The following is a 22594-nucleotide window of genomic DNA, read 5'->3' as shown; positions in this document are numbered from 1 at the left end:
CAGCTTCAATCACCCCGCCAGATACTTGCTCACCGCCCCTTCATCCCATTCGATCCCATTCCCCGGCTCCTCGCTTGGCAGCGCATAGCCGTCCTTGATCTTCAGCCGGCTCGCCAGCACCGCATCGGCCCAGTCGACATATTCCAGCCAGTGCGCCGTCGGCGTTACGCAGAGCAGGTGCGCGCTGACTTCCGAGAACAGATGCGTCGACATCTCGATGCCTGCGGCGTGCGCCAGTGACGCGGCGCGCAGCCAACCGGTGACGCCGCCGATGCGCTGCACGTCGGGCATCACATAGTCGCAGGCCTCGGCCGAGAGCGCGGCCTGCATCGCCAAGGCGCCGTCAAAGTTCTCGCCGATCTGGACCGGCGTGCGCAGCGCATCCGCGATGCGGGCGCAGCCCGCATAATCGTCGTGACGGATCGGCTCCTCGATCCAGCTCAACCCCTCGTCGTCGAGCATCTCGCCGCGGCGGATCGCTTCGGTGATCGTCAGCGCCTGATTGTAGTCGCACATCAGCGTCACGTCGTCGCCGACGGCCTTGCGCACCGCGCGGACCACGGCGAGATCCTCCCGCGCATCGGGCCGGCCGACGCGGATCTTGGCGGCGTGGAAGCCTTCGGCCAGCAGCTTGTGGGCTTCCTCCACCGCGGCGCCAACGGGCATGATGCCGAGCCCCTTCGAATTGTAGGCCTTCACCGGCTTCGGCGCGCCGCCGAGCAGCCGCGCCAGCGGCAGGGCTCTGCTACGTGCCAGTGCATCCCACGCCGCCATGTCGATGCCGGACTGCGCCAGCCGTTGCAGCCCGGCAAGCCCGAGCAGCGTGAAGCGCTGGGTCAGCTTGCGCTCGATCTCGAACGGCAGCAACTCGTCGCCGGCGACGAGCTGCGACATCTCCGCGACCATCGCGGTCAACGGCTTCAGGGCCGACGGCGTGATCGCAAACAGATAGGCACGGCCCACCGCGCCCTGGTCGGTCTCGCAGTCGATCAGCACCAGCGGCGCCTGCGCGACCGCGCCGGTCGAGGTCTTCAGCGGCAAATTCATCGGCACGATCACGGGGCGCGCCTTGAAGCGCGTGATACGGATGGTCTCGGTCATGGGGTCTCACGGTGTGAATGCAGGTTCATGAGCGATCTTAGACATTCGTCATGAAACGAAAAGGCGTCTGCCGCGACTTATCATCATTGGGTTGGACGCGCTCAACGATGCGGCGGAGCGGCGTCATCACCGAGCGCGCGCCGGGCCTCGAGCTTTATCTCGATCCCGCCGTGGTGAAATCAGGCGCTGCCGCGCGCGTGCGTTCGCTGCTGGAGAGCGCGCGGGCGTCGAATCCGGCGTGAGGGGGAGCTCCTATTGAACCCGGACGTTGCCAAGGGCCAGGTGCGCTCCCTCTCCCGCTTGCGGGGGAAGGTTGGGGAGGGGGTGCCTCCGCATCGGGAAAGTGGATGATGTCCCGCCGTGCTGAGAACCCTCACCCGCCGCGCTCTGCGAGCGCATCGCCCTCTCCGACAAGCGGGCGAGGCGGAGCAAGCCCGCATACAATCGTGAAATAAGTCACCTCACCTTGCCGCCCCTTCCGTGAACGCCGTCTCGATCACCGCGCCGAACGGCTGCCACGAGCGCCCATCAAATTGTACCAGCCTCATCTGCTTGATCGGCAGATAGCTGTCCGGCGACGTGTTCATCCTGATGTTGGGCAGCGCCACCGATGGGTGATAATTCCGCAGCGAAGCCGCCTGGCGCATGATGTTCTCGCGTGAGAAGTCGTCACCGCATTGCTTCAGAACCTGCGTCAGGGCCTCGGCCGCGGCATAGCCGTACAGTGCCGCGCTGCTGTTCGCGCTCTCGACCTGATAGAACTTGTCCATGAAGGCGAACCAGTCCTTCATGGCCGGATCGTCCTTCCAGGCGGGATCGCTCGGGTCCTTCAGGAAGGCCGCCGAGATCACCCCGGCCGAATTCTCCAGGCCCGCGGGCGCCATCGCGTTGGCGATCGAGGCGGAGGCGTCGTTGACGATGAACACCGGGTGCCAGTGCAGCGAGGCCGCCAGCTGGATCACCTTGGCCGCGGTCGAGGGCACACCGAGAAAGACGAAGATATCCGCATCCGCGCGCTTGAGGATCGAGACGTGCCCTTCGAGATGCTCGTCGTTGATGTCGAAGGCGACGTCGACCAGGACCTGGCGGTTCAGGTCGCCGAGCCCCTCCTGGATGCCCTTGTAGAGCATCCGGCCGAACTGGTCGTTCTGCCAGAGAACGACGATCTTCTTCCGGGGATAATAGGCCTGGATGTAATTGGCGTAGATGCGTCCCTCCGACCGGTAGGGCGGTTGCCAACCCATGGTCCAGGGAAACGCCCTGGCCTGGCTCAGCTCCTCGTCGCCGGAGGCGACGAACAGCTGCGGGATCTTCCTCTCGTTCAGGTACCAGCGCGTGGCGAGATTGCCTGGTGTGCCGAATGAGCCGAACATCAGCTGCACGTTGTCCTTCTCGACGAGATCGCGGGTCAACTGCAGCGCTGTCGCGGGATCGGAATTGTCGTCGCGGCTGATGAAGCGGATCTTGCGGCCGTTGATGCCGCCGCGATCGTTGATCATGTCGAAATAGGCGGCCTCCGCCTTGCCGATCGCGCCGAACTCCGAGAGCGGCCCCGAATAGGGCACGATGTTGCCGATGCGGATGTCCTTGTCCGATCCGGGATCGGAGCTGGGTTGCTCGGAACGCTGCTGCGACATCGCCCCCAGCGAAGCGAGCGCGGCGATCAAAACGAACAACAGTCTGCCGGTGACGCGCATGCTCGACACCTTGTCGCTGGCCCCAACGAAGTCGGCTCGTTCTGCACCAAGGCAACTTGATCTACGTCAAGCGTTTGGCAATCCTGTGGCACCCTGAAAGGAAGCGGCAGACGTGTTGACGGGCTTGAGAGGGGCGCGGGAAATGCTGAGACACGTGGCCGAGCCGCGGCTACGGCAGCCCGCGCGCCTCCAACTGATGCACCAGCAGCAGCGTCGGCTCCGCGAGGCTGTCGCCGGAGCCGTCCAAACCGAACGCCGCGGCGATGCCGTCGTGGCTGCGCAGCAGCGTGGTGCGCGGGCAGTGGCCGGCGCCGCAGAGCGTTTTCTTCAGCGTCTCGCCTTGTGCAACGAGATGCGCGGGATCGTTGGCGGCCCAGGCCAGCAAGATCGGCTCCTCGACATTGAGAATACCGGGAAATACCGAGCGCTTGTCATATTGAGCGGGGTCAGCGCCGAAATAGGCTTTCTCGCTGTCGCTGGCATCCTTACCGGCGCGGTAGATGCCGGAGACCAGCACCACGGCAGCGAGATCGGCGCGGTCGGCCTGCAACTCGGGATGCGCCAAGAGGCTCGCGACATGGAATGCGCCGGCGCCATAGCCGACTGCGACGATCTCGCGGGCATCGCCGTTGAACAGGTCGATATTGCCGTGGATCCACGACAGCGCCGCTGCCACGTCGGTCGCGCCCATCGGCCAGGTCGCCGCCGGGGCCAGGCGATAATTCACGCGCACCCCGATCATGCCGTTGCGCGCGGCGAAGCACATCGCCTCGTCCTGGATGTCGCGGGACAGCTCCGGCGCGCCGCGGTCGCCGGTGAACGTTTCGCCCGCCACGAACAGCAGCACCGGCCGCGGCGTGTCCGCCTTGGTGGCCTCGCTGGTCGCCACGTCGAGCACATTGGCCTCGCTGTCGCCATAGCGCAGGCCGCGCGCGAAGGTGACCTGCTCGCACAGCCGCGCGACTCCGCCGGCAGTGGTGTCGCTATCGGTGAGGCCTGTCAGGACAAGATCGGACGGTGGCCGCACCGGCAACAGGCCATGCGCAGAAGCCGCGGTCACGGTCAGGAGAAGCAAAAATACCAGACAATTCTTCATCATGAGGTTGCCGGGGCTGGCGCAATTCATATTGGCGGGCCGGTTTGGCCGGTCTTTTCAATTTGCCACATTACTACTTTGTTGGTTTCTCTTGTTGGTTGGTCTTGCGGCGTTTTCACGGCACCCTGAGCCTGTTCTTTGTTTTAATCCGCGGCTGGACGTGCAGTCGGCGCGGCTGCCGTCCGTCTGCCCGAAGGCATTGGGGTCGATCGTGCAGCTCGGCTTGCCCAGGCTCTCGAAATTCGATCCCGCCGTGCCAATCTCGCAGTTGCGCAGGGATGACGTTTGCTCCGGCGCGCCAGGCGTCTGGCGAGCGCAACCCCGCCGCATTCCGGCGAGGTCGTTCTACTTTGCATGGGGTTGTTTTCGACTTTTTCGCCGTTCGCGCGTCCGTGATGGAACCTGTTGGCGGCTGGTGCGACTTATCCATAGACGCTGGAGTAAAGCGCGAGGCTGTCATGGCAGAGAAGCATACCGCCGACCCGGCGGAGATCATGCGGGCGACCGGTCATCCTGAGTTGGAATATGCCGCCGGCTGGACCATCGCTGGTCTCGTCACCATCGGCACCATTGTCGCCGCCTGGGTGTTTGCGATCTAGGTCGCAGGAAACCGAAGCTCGAAGGCCACGCCCTCCCCGGAGCTGCCCGGAAACCGGCTCCTCAGGTCGGCGATCACGGGCGCCAGATCCGGGCGCTCGTTCTGCTGCAGGCTTTCGGCACGAGCCAGCTCGCGCAGCCGCTGCGCCATCGCCTCGAGCCGTCGGGTATCGGACAGGATGTTGGCGATGAAGGTCCGCTGCTCGGCCGGCGTCAGGCCCTCGGCCTTGCCCTCACAGGAATCCTGCAGAAGCTCGGCCGCGCCCTTGATACGGAATCGAGAAATGCCTGATCGGCCGGATCTCCGCAGCGATCGTCGTAGCCGGGCTCGTCATGTGCAGATGACCTTTCGTGATGAGTGGCACCAGGAAATCTGCATGGCCCTTGTGCAGAAGCCCGGATCAACGTCTGCATGGTTTCAGGAGTCTTTTGCAGATTTCGTGCAGGCCCGCTCACGGCTCTCGCGGAACGCGAATCGCTTTGATAGGTGCGAAGCATCAGCCACTCCCCGGACGTGATGCATCATGCAATTCCTCGGTCGTCTCGGCCTCATCCTGCTCTGGCTCGGCGCGCCTCTCTTCGCATTCGCGGCCGCGAACAAGAACGATCCCTATCTGGTCCCGCTGCGCGGTGTTGGAAACATCGCGCCTGTCATTGCAAGCATCGCGATTGCCATTCTGCGGCTTCGCCGCGGGCGTTGTCACAGTCGCTCCGGCAAGCTGCTCGTCACGCTCCGGTGCTTGCCGCCGATGCTGATGGCGGTGGCGCATCTCAGCTTCGAGCTGCGCAAGCACGATGTGCTCAGGCGCCAGCGCGACCGAAGCGCGTCGGCTCGGTCCCCACTTCGTGGTCGGCTATTCCTCTTTCCAGAGGTCGCGCGCAACGCCGGCGTAGACCTGCTGCTGGTCGCCTATGATGGCGCGCAGTTCTACCGGATCTTTGGATGCGCTCTCGATGGATCGCGGCAGGGCAAGCTCGATGCGGAAAGGCTGCGTGCGAGTGCGGCGCGATTGGGAAGAGGCCTTCCGATCGAGCAGGCGTCACACGTCACTGGCTTGGCCGGTCAGCCTTTCGCGCGCTGATGCGTGACGAGAACTTTCGTTTCCGGTCGAGAAGGGTCGCGATCCTAAGGCGTCACCGCTCCGCGAGCCACGCCGCGCGGGGCGGTCAGCTCTTTCCAGGTCGAGTTGGCGATATGCACCGGCGAGAATGCCGGGCGCTCGACATAGTGCCCATCGCCCGCCTCGGCACGCAGATCGCCGTCCTTCCACACGATGCGACCGCGCGAGAGCGTTGCGGCGGGCTGGCCGGTGCAGGCGAAGCCCTCGAACACGTTGTAATCGATCCGGCTCATTTGCCGCTTCGCGCTGATGGTCTTCGTCGCCTTGGGATCCCACACCACGATATCGGCCTCCGAGCCGACCGCGATCGCGCCCTTGCGCGGATAGATGTTCAGGATCCGGGCGATGTTCGCCGAGGTCACCGCAACGAATTCCTCCGTCGTCAGTCGCCCCGTGGCGACGCCGGCGGTCCACAGCAATGCCAGGCGATCTTCGAGGCCGCCGGTACCGTTGGGAATCTTCCTGAAGTCGCCGAGGCCAAAGCGCTTCTGCTCGGTGGTGAAGGCGCAATGGTCGGTCGCGACCACTTGCAGCGAGCCGGATTGGAGGCCGGCCCACAGGCTGTCCTGATGCGACTTGTCCCGGAACGGGGGCGACATCACGCGCTGCGCCGAATGATCCCAGTCCTTGTTCTGATATTCGCGGTCATCAAGCAGCAGATGCTGGATCAGCGGCTCGCCATAGACGCGCTTCCCGGCCGCCCGCGCCCGCGCGATGGCCTCATGCGCCTCACGGCAACTTGTGTGCACGATATAGACAGGCGTGCCCGTCATGTCGGCGATCATGATGGCGCGGTTGGTGGCTTCGCCCTCGACCTCCGGCGGCCGCGAATAGGCATGGCCTTCAGGGCCGGTGACGCCACGCGCGATCAGCGCCTCCTGCATCAGCGCGACGACATCGCCGTTTTCGGCGTGCACCACCGGCATCGCGCCGAGATGGGCGCAGCGTGCGAACGAGTTGTAGAGCTCGTCGTCGTTCACCATCAGCGCGCCCTTGTAGGCCATGAAATGCTTGAAGGTGTTGATGCCGTAGGTTTTGACCACGGTCTCCATCTCGTCATAGATCTGCTTGGACCATGACGTCACCGCCATGTGGAAGCCGTAGTCGGTCGCGGCCTTCTCGGATTTGTGTCGCCATTCCTGATAGGCCGCAAGCATCGACTGGCCCGGATCGGGCAGGCAGAAATCCACCACCATGGTGGTGCCGCCCGCCAGCGCCGCCTTCGTGCCGGATTCGAAATCATCGGCGGTGACGGTGCCCATGAACGGCATTTCGAGATGGGTGTGCGGATCGATGCCGCCTGGAATGACGTAGGCGCCGCCGGCGTCGATGATCTCCGCACCGGTGGGAGCCGGGATCGACGCGCCGACCGCGACGATGCTGCCGCCCTCGATCAGCACGTCCGCACGGCGCGAATGATCGTGATTGACGACGGTGCCGCCGCGGATGAGGAGGGTCATGGGAGCTCCGAAAGGCGAGGGGAGAGGACACGGGAAGCGGAGGCTAAGCGTCCTGGTCGCGATGCGACAGGCGAAATTTTAGTCAGCCGCCGCTCGCTGCGCGCTCTCGTCGTTACGCGGCCCGTGCGATCAGTCCGTCGATCATCGCGCGCACCAGGCCCGCGATTTCCTTGCGCAGCGCGGGCAGCGGCACGGCGACGAGCTTCTGCTCCAGTCCGAGGGCCACCATGCCATGCACGGCCGAGAACAGGCTGCGCGCGGTGATGCCGAGCTCCTCCTGGCTGCGTTCGGGAAACAGCGCGGCGAGCGGCGCATAGATGTGCCGGAACAGCTGCATCTGGTCGTGGATCGACCAGTCCGGAACGATCTTGTCGGCCTCCATACGGTGTTCGAACAGCGCGCGCCAGAGCTCGAGATTTTCCGCGGCGAAATCGCAATAGGCGATGGCAATGCGGACCAGCCTCTCCCGCGGCGAGGGCTCACCGGCTTCTTCCGCGGCGCTGAGCGCGTCGTCCAGTCGATGCAGTGTGCGCGAGCCGACCCGCAGGATCAGCTCGTCCATATCGGCAACGAGATTGTAAACTGCCCCGTTGGCGCAGCCGATCTCGCTGGCAAGATCGCGGGTTTTCAGGCCCGCCAATCCGCGGGTAGCAATCATCCGCTCCGCCGCCTGGATCAGATCTGTCCGTAATTTCTCTCGACGTTCCAGTGTCTTAGACATTTATTAACCAGTGATGTGAGCGTTGCTCAAATTTATCTTGAGCAACGCTCAAGGTGTGCTACAAAGCACGTGAGCAATGCTCATAACAGGGAGCGGACAATGTTCAAGACCGTCGTTACACTTTTCCGCGGCAGCGTCGCCGCCGCAGGCGAGGAGCTGGAGGACCGGACGGCCCTGCTGATCCTCGACCAGCAGATGCGCGATGCGGCCGCGGCCGTCGAGCGCAGCAAGCGAACGCTGGCGCTGGCGATCGCGCAGGACCAGCAGGAAGGTCGCAAGCTCGAAGCCACTGTCGCCCGGATCGCCGACCTCGAGACCCGGGCGGTCGCGGCGCTCGATGGTGGCCGCGAGGATCTCGCCAAGGAGGCGGCCGAGTCCATTGCGGGCCTCGAGGCCGACCGTGACGCGGCGCTGACGGCGAGGGCGCTGTTCGCCAACGAGATTGCCCGGCTGAAGCGGCATGTCGCGAACGCGCAGGCTCGCATCACGGAGCTCGATCGCGGCCGCCGTGTTGCGCGGGCCTCGGAGGCGGTACGCTCGATTCGCCGCAGCGGCATTGAGGCGGCGCGTCCTTGCGAATCGACGCTACCGGAGGCGGAGAGCACCTTGAGACGTCTGCGAGACCGGCAGATCGAGGCCCAGGCCGCCGATGACGCCCTGGTCGAGCTCGACGCGGCCACCGGTCCGCTCGCCACCGCCGAGAAGCTCGCCGAGCAGGGCTTTGGCCCGCGGCTCAAGACAACCGCGGACGACGTGCTGGCGCGGCTGAAGTCCAAGCGCACACCGACTGCATGAACTCAAGCCCACTCATCATCAGATCCAACAGGAGACGACTATGAACCAGAATGGCCAACCCCACAGCGGCGCCTGGGTGACCTTTACTTACGCGTCCTTTGCAGCCTCCGCCTTCCTCGTTGCCCTCGGCGTCTTCTTCCTGCCGATCGATCTCTGGATGAAGGGCTATCTCGCCATGGGCATCGTGATGCTGGTCCAGACCTGCGTCACCTTGACCAAGACCGTGCGTGACAACCACGAGAGCAGCCGCCTCGTGAACCGCATCGAAGACGCCAAGGCCGAGCGGCTGCTGATGGAGGTCTCCAAGGCCGCTTGAGCGGAGAACATGGAAGAGAGGCGGCGGATGCCGCAGCATCCGCCGCCTTCGCGCTCTTCATCGTCAGCGATTTCGGTGCGTTATGCCTGAGTGCCGGTCAAGCTGGGCGCGCTCTGCGCACTGCTCGTGGTCACTGTCATGCTGATCGCCGCCAGCAGTGGTGAAGCGCGCCGGCACGCGGTGCTGCTCACCGTGCTCCGGCTGGTGAGCTCGGTGCTCGCAGTTCCCCTAACGTCGGCCGTTCCCGCCACCGAGGCTGCGATCGCGCTGGTGCAGCGCATTTTGATGATGGCGACCTGACGCCATATCGCTATTGCGAAATGCAACCGAGGCATGACGGATCGCGCAGCGCTGCGCCCTTGCGCGTCGGTTCGGCTCGGAGCACTCTGCACGGGCGGTGCAGAGAACGCCGCCGATAAAGATTGCCCGAGGAAGCATCCATGGCGGTGACGCGGATCGACTGCGATATCCACCCGGCGGTTGGAGGCACGCGCACGACGCTGCGGCCGTATCTCAGCGATCACTGGAAAGAGCAGGTGGTGAGCCGCGCCATCGACGGCCTCGATCTCACCTCCTATCCGCCGAGCATGCCGCTCACCGGCCGCGCCGATTGGCGGCCGGCCAACGGTGCCAAACCCGGCTCCGATCTCGCCATGGTGCAGAAGGGCGCCTTCGACCAGCTGGGCGCCAGCCACGCAATCCTCAACGTGCTGTACGGCGCGCAGGCCGTGTTCGACGCCTATATGGCGGCCGACTTCTGCAAGGCTATCAACGATTGGATTGCGGCCGAATGGCTGTCGCGTGACCCGCGCCTGCGCGCGTCCATCGTGGTTCCGATGCAGGCGCCTGACCTCGCGATCGACGAGATCGAGCGTCATGCCAGCGACCAGCGCTTCGTCTCCATCCTGGTGCTGGCGCAGGGTGAGACGTTGCTGGGCCGGCGGCATTTCTGGCCGGTCTATCAGCTCGCGGAGAAATACAAGCTGCCGCTCGCGATCCACGCCGGCACGCAGTATCGGCAAGCGCCGAGCTCGGCCGGCTGGCCATCGCACCGCTACGAGTACTATTTCGTCGAGGCGCAAGCGTTTCAGGCCCAGATCCTGAGCCTCATCTACGAGGGTGTGTTCGGCAAGTTCCCAGGTCTCAAGGTCGTGCTCATGGAATCAGGCGTGAGCTGGCTGCCCGCCTTTATGTGGCGCGCCAACAAGACCTGGCGCGGCGTCCGCGTCGAGGTGCCCTGGGTCGAGCGCGAACCCGCCGCGATCATCCGCGACAATTTCCGCGTCACCATGCAGCCGTTCGATGCGCCCGGCGATGCCAGGAGCGTCGAGGAGATCATCAACCAGATCGGCTCCGAAAAAATGTTCTTGTTCGCGTCCGACTATCCGCACTGGCAATTCGATGGCGACGATCCCATCCCGCCGCATCTTCCGAAGAGCGTCATCGACAAGATGTGCGTCGACAATCCGCTGGAGACATTTCCGCGGTTGAAGCTCAATTAGTTCAGGAGGTTCGTATGAGTGAAGTCATCGACCGTCCATTGCGTGACGACGCGAAGCCCGTCGCATCAAAGCTGCGCATCGTCGATTGCGACGTGCATCCGAGCCTGCATTCGTTCGAAGACCTCAACGCGTTCCTACCGAAAAGATGGCAGCAGCACTTGAGGGAGTATGGCAGCCATCTGCGCACGCCCTATCTTTTCACCACACCCTATCCGCGGTCATCACCGCTGATCGCGCGCCGCGATGCCTGGCCGCCGACCGGCGGGCCGCCGGGCTCCGATCTCGCGTTCATGCAGAAGCAGCATCTCGATCCGCTCGATGTCGAGTTCGGCATCTTGCAGGTGCTCGATCTCTTCATCTTCTCGCAGCAGAACCTGGAATTCGGCGCCGCGATCCAGCGCGCCATCAACGACTGGCAACTGGCGTTCTGGTCGCACCGCGATCCGCGCCTGAAGGCCTCGATCCTGGTCGGGCAGGACGGGGTCGACCTCGCCATCGCCGAGATCGAGCGTTGCGCCAGAACAGGCGAATACATCCAGATCAACGTCTCGCCGCGCGCCAACGAGCCGCTCGGCCGCCGCCGCTACTGGCCGATTTACGAGCGTGCGCAGGCGCTCGACCTGCCGCTCGGCATCCATGTCGGCGGCTATGGCGGCCATGCGCCGACCGGCGGCGGCTGGCCGTCATATTATGTCGAGGAGCATCAGTCGAACGCGCACACCATCGCAGCTCAACTTGCCAGCCTCGTGATCGAGGGCGTGCCGGAACGGTTTCCGAAGCTGAAGATCGTCTTCATCGAGGGCGGCTTCGGCTGGATTCCCTCGGCGGTGTGGCGCATGGACCAACATTTCGAGCGCTTCCGCAGCGAGGTGCCGCATCTCAAGCGCAGGCCGTCGGAATATGTCCGTGATCACTTCTGGTTCACGACCCAGCCGATCGACGAGCCCGACGAGGCGCGGCATCTGCGCTCGCTGATCGAGTGGGTTGGCATCGATCGTCTGCTGTTCTCGTCGGACTATCCACACTGGGATTTCGACGATCCGCGTTTCGCCTTCAAGACGCCGCTGACCGAGGCCGAGCGGAAGAAGATCTTCAGCACCAACGCCCGCGCGGTTTACAAGCTCTGATCCACATGGCCCGTCACATCGTCGCGTCCACATCAGAGATTCCGCCCGGGGGCAACAAGGTCGTCGATATTGCCGGGCGCGACATCGTCGTGTTCCACGTCAATGGCGAGTTCTTCGCGCTGTTGAACCGCTGCCCTCACGAGGGCGCGCCGCTGGAGAAGGCAGCCTGCGTGGCGCGGCTGACTTCGCCAGAGCCCGGCGTGTATGAGCGATCACGCGTCGGCGAGATGCTGCGCTGCCCGTGGCACGGTTGGGAGTTCGACATGCGCAACGGCCAGTCCTGGTTCGACCCGACACGGGTCAGGATTCGCTCATATCCGGTTGCGGTGGAGCGCGGCGACGAATTGCAGAAGGGGCCCTATGTCGCTGAGACGTTTCCGGTACATGTCGAAGACTCCTATGTGATTGTCGACGTCTAGGGCGGCATTGCCGATTGAGATTCAAACGCAAGTGCGTTATGGCTCTCGCGCTTTCAAGGGCGGAGACGAGCTTTGTCGAAACAATCCCTGCGTGAAGAGGCCGAGCGCCTGATCCGCGAATCGATGGAAAAGAAGACCGTCGTCGTGAAGCAGGGCACCACCCGTATTGAGGCGGTCTGCGGCAAATGCGGCGCGCCAAACCGGGTGCAGGCGGAAAAGGGCCAGAGCAGGGTCAAATTCGCCTGCAAGAATTGTGGGCACCAGCAAGAGACGCTGTAAGGCGGTCCGCCTAGCTTCCCTTCACAAACTTGGCAAATTTATCCGTGTAATCCGGATGCCAGCGCGACAGCGGCGGGCGGTTTTCGACGATATCGCCGGCGGCCCACAATATGCGCTTCTCGTCGAGTGCGCGCGGCACGTCGTTGTCAGGGCACAGGATGTAGAAATCGCCGGCCTCAAGCCGCGCAATCATGAAATCCACTGTTTGCTCCGGCGTCCACGCGCCGTCGGGCTTTTCGGTGCGGCCCTTGGCGGTGAGCCCGGTGAACACGAAGCCGGGGATCAGCAGATGCGCGGTGATGCGGCAATCCTTCGTGTTGCGCAGCTCGTGCTGGAGCGCTTCCGTAAAAGCCTTCACGCCAGCCTTGGAGACGTTGTAGGCGGGATCGCCGGGTGGGGTGGTGATGCCCTGCTTGGAGCCGGTGTTGACGATCAGGCCCGGCCTGCCGCGTGCAATCATGTTGGGTGCGAAGATGCGCGCGACGTTGATGATGCCCCACATGTTGACGTCGATGATCCGCTGCCAATTGTCAGGCTCTCCGAACAGCGTGCTGCCCGGCTGGATACCGGCGTTGTTCATCAGCAGGTCCGTGCCGCCGAAATGAGCGCCTACGGCGCGTTCCAATTCCGCCACGTTCTCGATTCGGCTGACGTCGATCGCGGATGTCATCACATGAGCCGCGCCTGCAATCGATGACAGTCTTGTTGCGGCTTCGGCCAGCCTGTTTTCGTCGAGATCGGCAATGCAGACCTTCATCCCGGCGCGCGCGAACGCGGCTGCCGCGGCAAGACCGGTGCCGGATGCGCCGCCGGTGACGACGGCGACGTTGCCCTTGGCGATGACAGGATGTGGCATGGCTGTTCTCCGGGACTGGCTCGTGATGGAGCTATGACATGGCGCTCGCGCGACCCTGCACAAGTCGGCATGGGAGGTCTTCGTTCCGCGTCGACTTTACGCCTTTCCAGCGCCGCTGTATTCTGTTCGGATCATCGATCCCGCCCAGATCGAACCCAATCAATCACCTACCCAGGGAGTGCAGCCATGGCTGTGTCGCAGGCTATTCCGATCACGCGCCATCCGTTCGCCAACGGGTCCTACAAGCAGATGCTGATCGACGGGAAGTGGGTGGATGCTGTTTCCGGCAAGCGTTTCGAGACTCATAACCCCGCCACCGGCGAGCTGCTCGCAACCGTGGCGGAGGGCGACAAGGAAGACATCGATCGTGCGGTCGCCGCCGCCCGCCGCGCCTTCGAAGGGCCCTGGAGCAAGGTCAAACCGTTCGAGCGCCAGAACCTTCTGCTCAGGCTTGCCGATCTCGTCGAGAAGAATTTCGACGAATTGTCGCAGCTCGACACGCTCGACATGGGCGCGCCGCTCAGCCGCACCCGGGCCTATCGCCTGCGCGCCGTCGGCATGCTGCGCTATTACGCCGGCCAGACCACGGCGATCCACGGCGAGACGATCGAGAACTCGCTGCCCGGCGAGATATTCTCCTACACGCTGAAGGAGCCGATCGGTGTCGTCGGCGCCATCATCCCCTGGAACGGGCCGCTCACTGCGACCATCTGGAAGATTGGCCCGGCGATCGCGACCGGCTGCACCGTGGTGCTCAAGCCGGCCGAAGAGGCGCCGCTGACCTCGCTGCGCATCGCCGAGCTCGCGATGGAAGCCGGCGTTCCGCCTGGTGTCATCAACGTCGTGCCCGGCTACGGCGAGACCGCGGGTGCCGCGCTGGCCTCGCATCATGATGTCGACAAGGTCGCCTTCACCGGCTCGCATGTCACGGGCCAGTCGATCATTCGCGCTTCCGCCGGCAATCTCAAGCGCGTGTCGCTCGAGCTCGGCGGCAAGTCGCCTGATATCGTGTTCGCGGATGCCGATCTCGATGCGGCAGTCCCGGGTGCTGCGATGGCGGTGTTTGCCAATTCGGGCCAGATCTGCAGCGCCGGCACGCGCCTGTTCGTCGAGCAGGCGATCTACGAGGAATTCGTCGGCCGCGTCGCCGAATTCGGCAAGAAGCTTCAGGTCGGCAACGGCCTCGATCCCAACGTGCAGATCGGCCCGCTGGTCTCCGAGCAGCAGCTCGAGCGCGTCACCGGCTACCTCGACGTCGGCCAGAAGGAGGGCGCACGCGCGCTTGCCGGCGGCGGCCGCGTCACCGAAGGCGCGCTTGCCAAAGGCTTCTTCGTCTCGCCGACGGTGTTCGCCGGCGTCCAGGACAACATGCGGATCGCACAGGAGGAGATTTTCGGTCCCGTCATCTCCGCAATCGCGTTCAAGGACATGGACGAGCTGGTCAATCGTGCCAACAACACCACGTTTGGCCTCGGCTCCGGTCTGTGGACGCGTGACGTCACCAAGGCGCATGCGGTCGCGAAGCGCCTGCGCGCCGGTTCGGTGTGGGTGAATTGCTACCAGGCGATGGACCCGGCCGTGCCGTTCGGCGGCTACAAGATGAGCGGCTATGGCCGCGAGTCCGGCAAGCAGCACGTCGAGGAATATCTCAACGTGAAGGCCGTCTGGATCAAGACGGCGTAAGGCTGTTCTCTGCCGCGTGCGGCGCGAGCGAATATCCGGTTTTCATGGGGCGGCGCCCTTCCGGTGACCGCCCCTCGCTATATGATCCGCATCCTTTCCGAGATATCCGGGGCTCCCATGAAATTCGAGGCGTTGTTTAGACCCTTGCAGGTCGGTCCGTACAAGCTTGCGCATCGCGTCGCGATGGCACCGCTGACCCGGATGCGGGCGGAGCGCGACAGTTTTGCTCCACGGCCGCTCAACGCCGAATATTACGGCCAGCGCGCGACGGAAGGTGGCCTCATCATCGCGGAGGCGTCGCCGGTCCTTTCACAAGGACGCGGCAACCCGGCGACGCCCGGCATCTATTCGGAGGCGCAAGTGTCCGGCTGGCGCAAGGTGGTCGATGCCGTGCATGCCAAGGGCGGCATCATCTTTCTCCAGCTCTGGCATGTCGGCCGAGCCTCGCATTCCTCCTATCATGGCGGCGCAATGCCGGTGTCGGCGTCGGCGATTCCGATCAGGGCCGACGGCATGAAGGCGATGACCGCCGACGGCAAGCTCGCCGACTACGAGACGCCGCGCGCGCTGGAGACCGGCGAGGTCAAGGACATCGTCGAGGCGTTCAGGCAGGGCGCGAAGAACGCGCTCGCCGCGGGCTTCGACGGTGTCGAGATCCACGGCGCCAACGGCTATCTGCTCGAGCAGTTCCTGCAGTCGCGCAGCAATCAGCGCACCGATCAATATGGCGGCTCGATCGAGAACCGCACGCGCCTGCTGCTTGAAGTGACGCAGGCCGCAATCGACGTCTGGGGCGCGAACCGCGTCGGCGTGCGGCTGTCGCCGCACGGCATCGCCAATGATTCCGCCGAGCCTGATCCGATGCCGCTCTACACCCACGTGGTGAGAGCGCTCGACAAGCTCGGTCTCGCCTATCTGCATTTCATCGAGCCGCGCTCGAGCGGCGCGGGCCGCGCCGACGTCCATTGGGAAAACGTGCCCTCCGCCATGGTGCTGTTCCGTCCACACTACAGCGGCGTGCTGATGACGGCAGGTGGTTTTACCGGCGAGACCGCGAACGCGGCGATCGCGGACGGTCATGCCGACATCATCGCGTTCGGCCGGATCTTCATCTCCAATCCCGATCTGCCGCGGCGTCTCGAGCACGATTACCCGATTGCGCCATATAACCGCGCGACGTTCTATGGCGGCGAGGAGAAGGGGTATACGGATTATCCCGTCTATGGCGAGCTGACGCCGGCGTGACGCGGCCGTAGCTCGGATGGAGCGAAGCGAAATCCGGGTTTCGTGCCTACCGTCGAGATTTTCGGATTGCGCTTCGCCCCATCCGGGCTACGGGGTTAGCATGTGACTCCGACGGACCCACAAACTCCGTCATTGCCAGCGCAGCGAAGCAATCCAGGGCCCCTCCGCAGAGACAGCCTGGATTGCTTCGTCGCATCAGCGCAAAATTGCTAGGCAATTTTGTCCCGAGCTGCTTGGACGACGGAGAGACCATCATGGCCAAAGCCGCAGTCGCCGCAGGAACCGCCACCGGGCAGTGCCTGTGCGGCAAGGTCACGTTCGAGATCGACGTCCCTGCGCGATGGGCCTGGCACGATCACTCCGCCGCCAGCCGCCGCGCCCATGGCGCCGCCTATGCCACCTATGTCGGCAGCTGGAAGAAGCGGTTTCGCATCACCTCGGGCCGGACCGCGCTGACCCGCTACGAGGACAAGGCGACCAGGACGGCGCGCAGCTTCTGCTCGCATTGCGGCACGCCGATCGCCTATGAGCGCCCGCGCGGTCCCCACATGGTCAACATTCCTCGCGCGCTGTTTAAGGAGCGCACCGGCCGCCGGCCGCTCTATCACATCGCGATCGAGGAGTTGCAGGAATGGGCCTATACCGGCGAGCCGCTGGTGCCGCTGAAGGGCTTTCCCGGTGTGGTCTGGCAGCGCTCGAAAAAGAAGAAGCGCGCGGGCGGTGAGGATCCGTTCGAATTGGGGCGCGAGGAGATGTAGCGCCGCTCCCTCGCAATGCAGCCATGACCGCGCTTCCTTGCGCGTACGCCAAGATTTCGGCCATCATGCTTCCGTCCTTGCGGCAACGTCCGCTCCTGGAGGAAACATGAAGAACAAGATCACGGGCCGCTCCGCCTTTCTCGCGCTGCTCAAGGACGAAGGCATCACGCATCTGTTCGGCAATCCCGGGACCACCGAGCTGCCGATCATGCATGCTCTGAAGGATCACCCCGACCTCACCTATGTGATGGCGATGCAGGAGAGCCTGGTGGTGGCGATCGCGGACGGCTATAGCCGGGCCTCCGGAAAGCTCGTCGCCTGCAACGTCCATGTCGCGCCCGGCCTCGGCAACGCGATGGGCTCGCTCTACAACGCGCAGTTCACGGGCACGCCGATGATCCTCACCGCGGGACAGCAGGAGCAGGGCCACGGACTGATGGAGCCCGTGCTTTATGGTCCGCTGGTGCGCATGGCCGAGCCGGTGGTGAAATGGGCGGTCGAGGTGACGCGGCTGGAGGACTTGCCGCGCATCGTGCGTCGCGCCGCCAAGGTTGCGATGACGCCGCCGACCGGGCCGGTGTTCATCTCGCTGCCGGGCGACATCCTCAACAGCGAGGCCGGCATCGACCTCGGCTGCTCCACCCGCATCGACGCGCGCACAAAGCCATCAGACGAGGCGCTGAGGGCGCTTGCCGCGCGGCTGCTGAAGGCCGAGCGCCCCGTCATCGTCACCATGGACGAGGTGGTCAAGAGCGACGCTCTGAAAGAGGCCGCCGAGCTCGCCGAGCTGCTGGGTGCTGCCGCCTACCAGTCCTCGACGCCCTATGGCTCGCACTTCCTGTCGGAGAGCCCGAGCTTCATCGGCACGCTTGCGCGTGTACAGAAGCTCGCGCGCGATACGCTGGCGCCCTACGATCTCCTGATCGCGCTCGGCGGCGATCCGCTGCGCATGTCCGTCCACAGCGAGATCGATGCGCTGCCCGATGGACTCGGCATCGTCCAGATCGGCCTTGTCGATTGGGAGATCGCCAAGAACTACGGTGCCGAGATCGCGTTGAAGGCGGATGTGAAGGAAACGCTGCGCGCGCTGATCCCGGTGCTGAAAGAGATGGGCGGTGCGACGCTCGCGAGCCGCGCCGGGCAGCGCCTTGCCGAGCTTGCGCCGAAGAACTGGACCGCGCGCCGCGCGGCGCTGATTGAGCAGATCGGCAAGAGCGCGGGCCGCTCTCCGATCGATCCCGATTATCTCGTGCTGCAAATGGTCGACGCCATGCCCGACCATGCCATCCTCGTCGACGAAGGCCTCACCTCCAGCCGCCAGGTCACGGCGCTGCGCCCGCATCGCGACCGCTACGGCTATCACGGCCTCGCCTCGGGCGGCATCGGCTGGGGCCTGCCGGCGTCGGTCGGCGCCAGCATCGCCAATCCGGATCGCCCCGTGGTTTGCTTCTCCGGCGACGGCAGCGCGATGTATTCGATCCAGTCGCTGTGGACGGCGGCGCATCACAAGCTGCCGCTCAATGTCGTCATCGCCAACAACGGCGGCTACCGCATCATCAAGCAGCGGCTGCTCGCCTTCCATGGTGACGATAATTACGTCGGCATGGATTTCGCCGATCCTCCGGTGGATTTCACGGGTGTCGCGAAGGCGCTGGGCTGTGAGGCGATCAAGATCAGCGATCCCGGCGAGCTGAAAGCGACGCTGGCGTCGGCATTTGGCAGGCCCGGAACGAAGCTGATCGAGGTGATGGTGGACGGGAAAGTGTAGCCACTTGTCGTCCCCGCGTTCGCAGGGACGACAGCCCGGGGTGTGGCGCGACTTTCGGCCTAGCCCTTCTTGCCCACCCGGTACCCCGCCGCCGGATGCCGCGCATCCAGCCTTGCACGTCCGCCACCAAACAGCTTCTCCCGCAGCGTCCCCTGAGCATATTCCTTCTTGTACCGCCCGCGCCTGGTCAACTCCGGCACCAGCATGTCCGAGATATCCTCGAAATCGCCGGGCGAGATCGCAAAGGCGACGTTGAGGCCGTCGACGTCAGTCTTTTCGAACCAGTCCTCGATCTTGTCCGCGACGCTTTCCGGCGTGCCGACCACGACCGGGCCCGCTCCGCCGATGCCGACATGCTCGATGACATCGCGCACGGTCCAGACCCGGTCGGGATCGCCGCGGGTGACGTTGTCCAGGGCGCTGCGGCCGGCATCGTTCTGGACGTGACGGACCTGCTGATCGAGCTCGTAGCCGGAGAAGTCGATGCCGGTCCATCCCGACATCAAGGCGAGCGCGCCTTCCGGATTGATATGCGACCGATAGTCGGCATATTTCGCCGCGGCCTCGGCTTCCGTGTTGCCGAGGATGATCGTCATCATGTTGAACATGAGGATCTCGGCCGGGTTGCGGCCGAGTGCGGCAGCCTCCTGGCGGATCGCGGCGACGCGCGGCGCAATGATCTTGGCTGACGGTCCCGACATGAACACGCATTCGGCGTGCTTGGCCGCGAACTGCCGGCCGCGCGGCGAGGTGCCGGCCTGATAGAGCACCGGCGTACGCTGCGGCGATGGCTCACTGAGATGGATGGTGTTGTTGATGCGGTAATTCGCACTCTCATGATTGATGCGATGAACCTTGCTGGGATCGGTGAAGATACCGCGCTTGCGATCGCGCAGCACCGCATCATCCTCCCAGCTGCCTTCCCAGAGCTTGTAGACCACCTCCATATATTCGTCGGCGATGTCGTAGCGATCGTCATGCCCGGTCTGCTTGTCCTTACCGGCGCCGCGTGCGGCGCTGTCGAGATAGCCGGTGACGACGTTCCAGCCGATCCGGCCTTCGGTGAGATGATCAAGCGTCGACATCCGCCGGGCGAACGGATAGGGCGGCTCGAACGAGAGGTTGCTGGTGACGCCGAAGCCGAGGTTTTTCGTCACCGCCGCCATCGCCGAAAGCAGCAGCAGCGGTTCGTTCGACGGCGTCTGCGCAGCATTGCGCAAGGCTGCGTCAGGGCTGCTGCCATAGACGTCGTAGACGCCGAGCACGTCGGCCAGGAACAGGCCGTCGAAACGGCCCCGTTCCAGCGTCCTGGCGAGATCGATCCAGTAGGGCAGGCGGTTATACTCGGCGGTGCGGTCGCGCGGATGGGTCCAGAGTCCCGGTGACTGATGTGCGACGCAATTCATCGCAAATGCGTTGAGCCTGATCTGCTTGGCCATGCTGGTCCCTCGGCGCCCTGTACTGAGCGCTCTTCGAATGATAGACGTGCGCCCCAACCTGGCGACGTTCTTGCATATAACTTGCGTCTGGCAAGGCCAAAATCCGCGGCACGTCTGCACTTGGCAAGCCAGGCTCAAGAGAGCAAGAAGGAAATCGCCGGTCCCCGCCACTTTCGAGCGCCCGCGTAGTCCGCTACGTTGCCTCGTTCCATCAGTTGAAGCGAAACGAATGAGCAGAGCCGACGCCATCGCCCGCGCCCGGGACGACTTCAAATCCGGTGCGTTCCTCGCCGAACTTGACCGCCGCGTCGGCTTCAAGACCGAAAGCCAGAATCCGTCGCGGGGCGCCGAGCTGCGCGCCTATCTGGAGCAGGAGATGATGCCCTCCTTCGCCGCGCTCGATTTCAGCAGCCGCCTGGTCGAATCCCCGAGCGGCAAGTCGCCGTTCCTGTTTGCCGAGCATCACGAGAATGCGTCGGCGCCGACCGTGTTGGTCTACGGCCATGGCGACGTCGTCGATGGCATGGAAGGCGAGTGGCGCGACGGCCGCGATCCCTGGCGCACGACGACATCAGGCATTCGTCTCTATGGCCGCGGCACTGCCGACAACAAGGGCCAGCACAGCATCAACATGGCCGCACTCCGCGCGGTGCGGCAAGCTCGTGGCGGCAAGCTCGGTTTCAATGCGAAATTCATCGTCGAGATGGGCGAGGAGATCGGCTCGCCTGATCTTGCCAAGGTCTGCGAGCTCAACCGCGACGCGCTCAAGGCCGATTTGTTCATGGCCTCCGATGGGCCGCGGCTGTCGGCGGATCGGCCGACCCTGTTCCTGGGCTGCCGCGGCGGCATCCGCATTCATCTCGATGTCAACCTGCGAGACGGCGGTCATCATTCCGGCAATTGGGGAGGCGTGCTCGCCAACCCTGCGACCATCCTGGTCAATGCGATTTCAACGCTGGTCGACGGCCATGGCCGGCTTCAGCTCGAGGCGCTGAAGCCGCCGCGACTGACCAACCAGATCCGCAGCTATCTGGCCGATGTGCAGGTCGTTCCGACCGAGGACGAGCCACAGCTTGCGGAGAACTGGGGCGAGGACGGCCTGTCCGCGGCCGAGCGCCTCTATGCCTGGAACACGTTGGAAGTGCTGGCGATGTCCTCGGGCAATATCGAGAAGCCGGCCAACGCCATTCCCGGCCATGCCAATGCCGTGCTGCAACTGCGTTTCGTGGTGGGCACCAAGGTCGATGGCCTGATCGATGCCGTCCGCGCGCACCTCGTCGCAAAGGGCTTTCCGATGGTCGAGGTGCGGGCGGCCCAGAGCTTTGCCGCCTCCCGCACCGATTTCGACAGCCCGTGGATCGAATGGGCGGCTGAATCAGTGCAGACCACCACCGACAAGGCACCGGCGGTGCTGCCAAACTTCGGCGGCTCGCTGCCGAACGACGTGTTTTCGGAAGTCCTGGGCCTGCCGACGATCTGGGTCCCGCATTCCTATCCCGGCTGCTCCCAGCATGCGCCCAATGAGCACATCCTGCTGCCATTGACGGAGGAGGCCTTGACGGTGATGGCGGGGCTGTTCTGGGATCTCGGGGAATTACCCGGGCCACTCATCTGAGCCGGCATCCAGCCGAAAGTCACATTCTAATCCGGCCTGATTTGTGCTTGCATCTCGCCGCATCATCCTGAAAGGGGAACAAAAAAGTGAAACATTTCCGTAGCATCGGGCTCGCGCTCGCCGCGACCTTCGCCGTCAGCCAGGCAGGGGCCGAGGAGCTGACCGGCACGCTCAAGAACATCAAGGACACCGGCACCATCACGCTCGGCTTCCGCGACTCCTCGATCCCGTTCTCCTATCTCGACGACAACCAGAAGCCCGTCGGGTTCGCGATGGACATCTGCTACAAGATCGTCGATGCCGTGAAGAAGGAGCTCAAGCTCGACAAGCTCGAGGTGAAGCTCAATCCCGTCACCTCGGCGACCCGTATTCCGCTGATGGCGAACGGCACCATCGACCTCGAATGCGGCTCGACCACCAACAATGCCGAGCGCCAGAAGCAGGTCGCCTTCACCAACACCCACTTCCTGACCGCCAGCCGCTACGTCTTCAAGAAGTCGAGCGGGCTGAAGTCGATCGACGACCTCAAAGGCAAGACGGTGGTCTCCACCGCCGGCACCACCAACATCAAGCAGCTGACCGAAGCCAATGTCGAGAAGAAGCTCGGCGCCAACATCATCCCGGCCAAGGACCACGCCGAAGCCTTCCTGATGGTGGAAACCGACCGTGCGGTCGCCTTCGTCATGGACGACATCCTGCTCGCGAGCCTCGTTGCCGGCTCGAAGTCGCCGTCCGACTACGTCATCTCGAAGGACGCGTTCTCCAAGCCCGAGCCCTACGGCATCATGCTGCGCAAGGATGACGCGCCGTTCAAGAAGGTGGTCGATGCGGCGACCGCAGCGCTCTACACCTCCGGCGAGGGCGAGAAGATCTACGACAAGTGGTTCATGCAGAAGATCCCGCCGAAGGGACTGAACCTCAACACCCCGATGTCGGAAGAGCTGAAGCACGAGTTCGCCAAGCCCTCGGACTCGCCGAATCCGGACGACTACAAGTAAG

General features: G+C 64.3%; 23 protein-coding genes and 1 pseudogene. 16 read left to right on the top strand and 8 right to left on the bottom strand.

What is annotated here, in order from left to right:
* Positions 1-9: 9 nt before the first annotated feature.
* Positions 10-1101: an enolase C-terminal domain-like protein gene (locus ACVIIW_RS05215; RefSeq protein WP_456699764.1), complete on the bottom strand. Its 1092-nt coding sequence runs from the start codon at positions 1099-1101 to the stop codon at positions 10-12.
* Positions 1102-1208: 107 nt separating this feature from the next.
* Between ACVIIW_RS05215 and ACVIIW_RS05210 the strand changes: the two genes are divergently transcribed.
* Positions 1209-1343: a hypothetical protein gene (locus tag ACVIIW_RS05210; RefSeq protein ID WP_456699763.1), complete on the top strand. Its 135-nt coding sequence runs from the start codon at positions 1209-1211 to the stop codon at positions 1341-1343.
* Between the two features lie 219 nt (positions 1344-1562).
* Here ACVIIW_RS05210 and ACVIIW_RS05205 read toward each other — a convergent pair whose 3' ends face one another.
* Together ACVIIW_RS05205 and ACVIIW_RS05200 are read right to left on the bottom strand one after the other, a co-directional pair.
* Positions 1563-2798, bottom strand: coding sequence for an ABC transporter substrate-binding protein (locus tag ACVIIW_RS05205; RefSeq protein WP_456699762.1), 1236 nt, complete (start codon positions 2796-2798; stop codon positions 1563-1565).
* A 169-nt stretch (positions 2799-2967) separates the two neighbouring features.
* The gene (locus ACVIIW_RS05200; protein ID WP_456705090.1) at positions 2968-3894 is read right to left on the bottom strand and encodes an alpha/beta hydrolase; all 927 of its coding nucleotides are present in this window, start codon (positions 3892-3894) and stop codon (positions 2968-2970) included.
* Between the two features lie 458 nt (positions 3895-4352).
* On the opposite strand from ACVIIW_RS05200, the gene ACVIIW_RS05195 reads away from it, so the two are divergent.
* Entirely contained in the window at positions 4353-4493 is a 141-nt protein-coding gene (locus ACVIIW_RS05195) for a hypothetical protein (protein WP_007597071.1), read from the top strand.
* 32 nt (positions 4494-4525) lie between these two features.
* Here ACVIIW_RS05195 and ACVIIW_RS05190 read toward each other — a convergent pair.
* A pseudogene (locus ACVIIW_RS05190) lies at positions 4526-4762 on the bottom strand (histidine kinase dimerization/phospho-acceptor domain-containing protein); the annotation flags it as partial.
* A gap of 253 nt (positions 4763-5015) precedes the next feature.
* Here ACVIIW_RS05190 and ACVIIW_RS05185 point away from each other — a divergent pair.
* Complete coding sequence (locus tag ACVIIW_RS05185; protein ID WP_456699761.1) at positions 5016-5573, top strand: hypothetical protein; 558 nt, start codon at positions 5016-5018, stop codon at positions 5571-5573.
* Positions 5574-5617: 44 nt separating this feature from the next.
* Here the strand turns inward: ACVIIW_RS05185 and hydA are convergent, their stop codons facing one another.
* Together hydA and ACVIIW_RS05175 are read right to left on the bottom strand one after the other, a co-directional pair.
* A complete protein-coding gene (gene hydA / locus ACVIIW_RS05180; protein ID WP_456699760.1) occupies positions 5618-7072 on the bottom strand; it encodes a dihydropyrimidinase in 1455 nt (484 codons plus the stop codon).
* Between the two features lie 112 nt (positions 7073-7184).
* Positions 7185-7793 (bottom strand): TetR/AcrR family transcriptional regulator, encoded by a 609-nt coding sequence (locus ACVIIW_RS05175; RefSeq protein ID WP_456699759.1) that lies wholly within the window; start codon positions 7791-7793, stop codon positions 7185-7187.
* A gap of 99 nt (positions 7794-7892) precedes the next feature.
* On the opposite strand from ACVIIW_RS05175, the gene ACVIIW_RS05170 reads away from it, so the two are divergent.
* From ACVIIW_RS05170 to ACVIIW_RS05140, 7 genes are all read left to right on the top strand, one after another.
* Positions 7893-8588: a PspA/IM30 family protein gene (locus tag ACVIIW_RS05170; RefSeq protein WP_456699758.1), complete on the top strand. Its 696-nt coding sequence runs from the start codon at positions 7893-7895 to the stop codon at positions 8586-8588.
* A gap of 40 nt (positions 8589-8628) precedes the next feature.
* Positions 8629-8904, top strand: coding sequence for a YiaA/YiaB family inner membrane protein (locus ACVIIW_RS05165; protein ID WP_456699757.1), 276 nt, complete (start codon positions 8629-8631; stop codon positions 8902-8904).
* A gap of 90 nt (positions 8905-8994) precedes the next feature.
* Positions 8995-9204, top strand: a complete 210-nt coding sequence (locus ACVIIW_RS05160; RefSeq protein ID WP_456699756.1) for a hypothetical protein — start codon at positions 8995-8997, stop codon at positions 9202-9204.
* 140 nt (positions 9205-9344) lie between these two features.
* Complete coding sequence (locus ACVIIW_RS05155) at positions 9345-10406, top strand: amidohydrolase family protein (protein WP_456699755.1); 1062 nt, start codon at positions 9345-9347, stop codon at positions 10404-10406.
* Between the two features lie 14 nt (positions 10407-10420).
* On the top strand, positions 10421-11533 hold the full coding sequence (locus tag ACVIIW_RS05150) for an amidohydrolase family protein (protein WP_456699754.1): 1113 nt from the start codon (positions 10421-10423) through the stop codon (positions 11531-11533).
* Positions 11534-11538: 5 nt separating this feature from the next.
* Positions 11539-11952 carry a Rieske (2Fe-2S) protein gene (locus ACVIIW_RS05145; RefSeq protein WP_456699753.1) on the top strand — a complete coding sequence of 138 codons (414 nt, stop codon included), beginning with the start codon at positions 11539-11541 and terminating at the stop codon, positions 11950-11952.
* Between the two features lie 72 nt (positions 11953-12024).
* Positions 12025-12231 carry a hypothetical protein gene (locus ACVIIW_RS05140; protein ID WP_092239813.1) on the top strand — a complete coding sequence of 69 codons (207 nt, stop codon included), beginning with the start codon at positions 12025-12027 and terminating at the stop codon, positions 12229-12231.
* Positions 12232-12241: 10 nt separating this feature from the next.
* On the opposite strand, the gene ACVIIW_RS05135 is transcribed toward ACVIIW_RS05140, so the two are convergent.
* On the bottom strand, positions 12242-13087 hold the full coding sequence (locus tag ACVIIW_RS05135; protein WP_456699752.1) for an SDR family NAD(P)-dependent oxidoreductase: 846 nt from the start codon (positions 13085-13087) through the stop codon (positions 12242-12244).
* A 186-nt stretch (positions 13088-13273) separates the two neighbouring features.
* Here ACVIIW_RS05135 and ACVIIW_RS05130 point away from each other — a divergent pair, with 186 nt between their 5' ends.
* The 4 genes from ACVIIW_RS05130 to ACVIIW_RS05115 all read left to right on the top strand — a co-directional run bounded on the left by ACVIIW_RS05130 (position 13274) and on the right by ACVIIW_RS05115 (position 18541).
* On the top strand, positions 13274-14770 hold the full coding sequence (locus ACVIIW_RS05130; protein ID WP_456699751.1) for an aldehyde dehydrogenase family protein: 1497 nt from the start codon (positions 13274-13276) through the stop codon (positions 14768-14770).
* Between the two features lie 117 nt (positions 14771-14887).
* Positions 14888-16015 carry an alkene reductase gene (locus tag ACVIIW_RS05125; protein ID WP_456699750.1) on the top strand — a complete coding sequence of 376 codons (1128 nt, stop codon included), beginning with the start codon at positions 14888-14890 and terminating at the stop codon, positions 16013-16015.
* A gap of 254 nt (positions 16016-16269) precedes the next feature.
* Positions 16270-16773 (top strand): GFA family protein, encoded by a 504-nt coding sequence (locus tag ACVIIW_RS05120; RefSeq protein ID WP_456699749.1) that lies wholly within the window; start codon positions 16270-16272, stop codon positions 16771-16773.
* Positions 16774-16879: 106 nt separating this feature from the next.
* On the top strand, positions 16880-18541 hold the full coding sequence (locus tag ACVIIW_RS05115; protein WP_456699748.1) for a thiamine pyrophosphate-binding protein: 1662 nt from the start codon (positions 16880-16882) through the stop codon (positions 18539-18541).
* A gap of 59 nt (positions 18542-18600) precedes the next feature.
* On the opposite strand, the gene ACVIIW_RS05110 is transcribed toward ACVIIW_RS05115, so the two are convergent.
* The gene (locus ACVIIW_RS05110) at positions 18601-19980 is read right to left on the bottom strand and encodes an LLM class flavin-dependent oxidoreductase (RefSeq protein ID WP_456699747.1); all 1380 of its coding nucleotides are present in this window, start codon (positions 19978-19980) and stop codon (positions 18601-18603) included.
* Positions 19981-20209: 229 nt separating this feature from the next.
* Between ACVIIW_RS05110 and ACVIIW_RS05105 the strand changes: the two genes are divergently transcribed.
* Both ACVIIW_RS05105 and ACVIIW_RS05100 read left to right on the top strand, forming a co-directional pair.
* Positions 20210-21595 carry a M20 family metallopeptidase gene (locus ACVIIW_RS05105; RefSeq protein WP_456699746.1) on the top strand — a complete coding sequence of 462 codons (1386 nt, stop codon included), beginning with the start codon at positions 20210-20212 and terminating at the stop codon, positions 21593-21595.
* Positions 21596-21681: 86 nt separating this feature from the next.
* Positions 21682-22593, top strand: a complete 912-nt coding sequence (locus ACVIIW_RS05100; RefSeq protein ID WP_456699745.1) for an amino acid ABC transporter substrate-binding protein — start codon at positions 21682-21684, stop codon at positions 22591-22593.
* The last annotated feature ends 1 nt before the right edge of the window (position 22594 follow it).

This window comes from Bradyrhizobium sp. USDA 4449, assembly GCF_054056275.1.
This window is presented reverse-complemented; position numbering and strand designations above follow the sequence as displayed.

Coding starts and splice junctions, on each gene's coding strand:
- ACVIIW_RS05135 (WP_456699752.1), bottom strand. CDS start 13,087: ATGCCACATCCTGTCATCGCCAAGGGCAACGTCGCCGTCGTCACCGGC.
- ACVIIW_RS05195 (WP_007597071.1), top strand. CDS start 4,353: ATGGCAGAGAAGCATACCGCCGACCCGGCGGAGATCATGCGGGCGACC.
- ACVIIW_RS05105 (WP_456699746.1), top strand. CDS start 20,210: ATGAGCAGAGCCGACGCCATCGCCCGCGCCCGGGACGACTTCAAATCC.
- ACVIIW_RS05165 (WP_456699757.1), top strand. CDS start 8,629: ATGAACCAGAATGGCCAACCCCACAGCGGCGCCTGGGTGACCTTTACT.
- ACVIIW_RS05120 (WP_456699749.1), top strand. CDS start 16,270: ATGGCCAAAGCCGCAGTCGCCGCAGGAACCGCCACCGGGCAGTGCCTG.
- ACVIIW_RS05215 (WP_456699764.1), bottom strand. CDS start 1,101: ATGACCGAGACCATCCGTATCACGCGCTTCAAGGCGCGCCCCGTGATC.
- ACVIIW_RS05175 (WP_456699759.1), bottom strand. CDS start 7,793: ATGTCTAAGACACTGGAACGTCGAGAGAAATTACGGACAGATCTGATC.
- ACVIIW_RS05115 (WP_456699748.1), top strand. CDS start 16,880: ATGAAGAACAAGATCACGGGCCGCTCCGCCTTTCTCGCGCTGCTCAAG.
- ACVIIW_RS05150 (WP_456699754.1), top strand. CDS start 10,421: ATGAGTGAAGTCATCGACCGTCCATTGCGTGACGACGCGAAGCCCGTC.
- ACVIIW_RS05170 (WP_456699758.1), top strand. CDS start 7,893: ATGTTCAAGACCGTCGTTACACTTTTCCGCGGCAGCGTCGCCGCCGCA.
- ACVIIW_RS05200 (WP_456705090.1), bottom strand. CDS start 3,894: ATGAAGAATTGTCTGGTATTTTTGCTTCTCCTGACCGTGACCGCGGCT.
- hydA (WP_456699760.1), bottom strand. CDS start 7,072: ATGACCCTCCTCATCCGCGGCGGCACCGTCGTCAATCACGATCATTCG.
- ACVIIW_RS05110 (WP_456699747.1), bottom strand. CDS start 19,980: ATGGCCAAGCAGATCAGGCTCAACGCATTTGCGATGAATTGCGTCGCA.
- ACVIIW_RS05145 (WP_456699753.1), top strand. CDS start 11,539: ATGGCCCGTCACATCGTCGCGTCCACATCAGAGATTCCGCCCGGGGGC.
- ACVIIW_RS05125 (WP_456699750.1), top strand. CDS start 14,888: ATGAAATTCGAGGCGTTGTTTAGACCCTTGCAGGTCGGTCCGTACAAG.
- ACVIIW_RS05185 (WP_456699761.1), top strand. CDS start 5,016: ATGCAATTCCTCGGTCGTCTCGGCCTCATCCTGCTCTGGCTCGGCGCG.
- ACVIIW_RS05210 (WP_456699763.1), top strand. CDS start 1,209: ATGCGGCGGAGCGGCGTCATCACCGAGCGCGCGCCGGGCCTCGAGCTT.
- ACVIIW_RS05130 (WP_456699751.1), top strand. CDS start 13,274: ATGGCTGTGTCGCAGGCTATTCCGATCACGCGCCATCCGTTCGCCAAC.
- ACVIIW_RS05155 (WP_456699755.1), top strand. CDS start 9,345: ATGGCGGTGACGCGGATCGACTGCGATATCCACCCGGCGGTTGGAGGC.
- ACVIIW_RS05205 (WP_456699762.1), bottom strand. CDS start 2,798: ATGCGCGTCACCGGCAGACTGTTGTTCGTTTTGATCGCCGCGCTCGCT.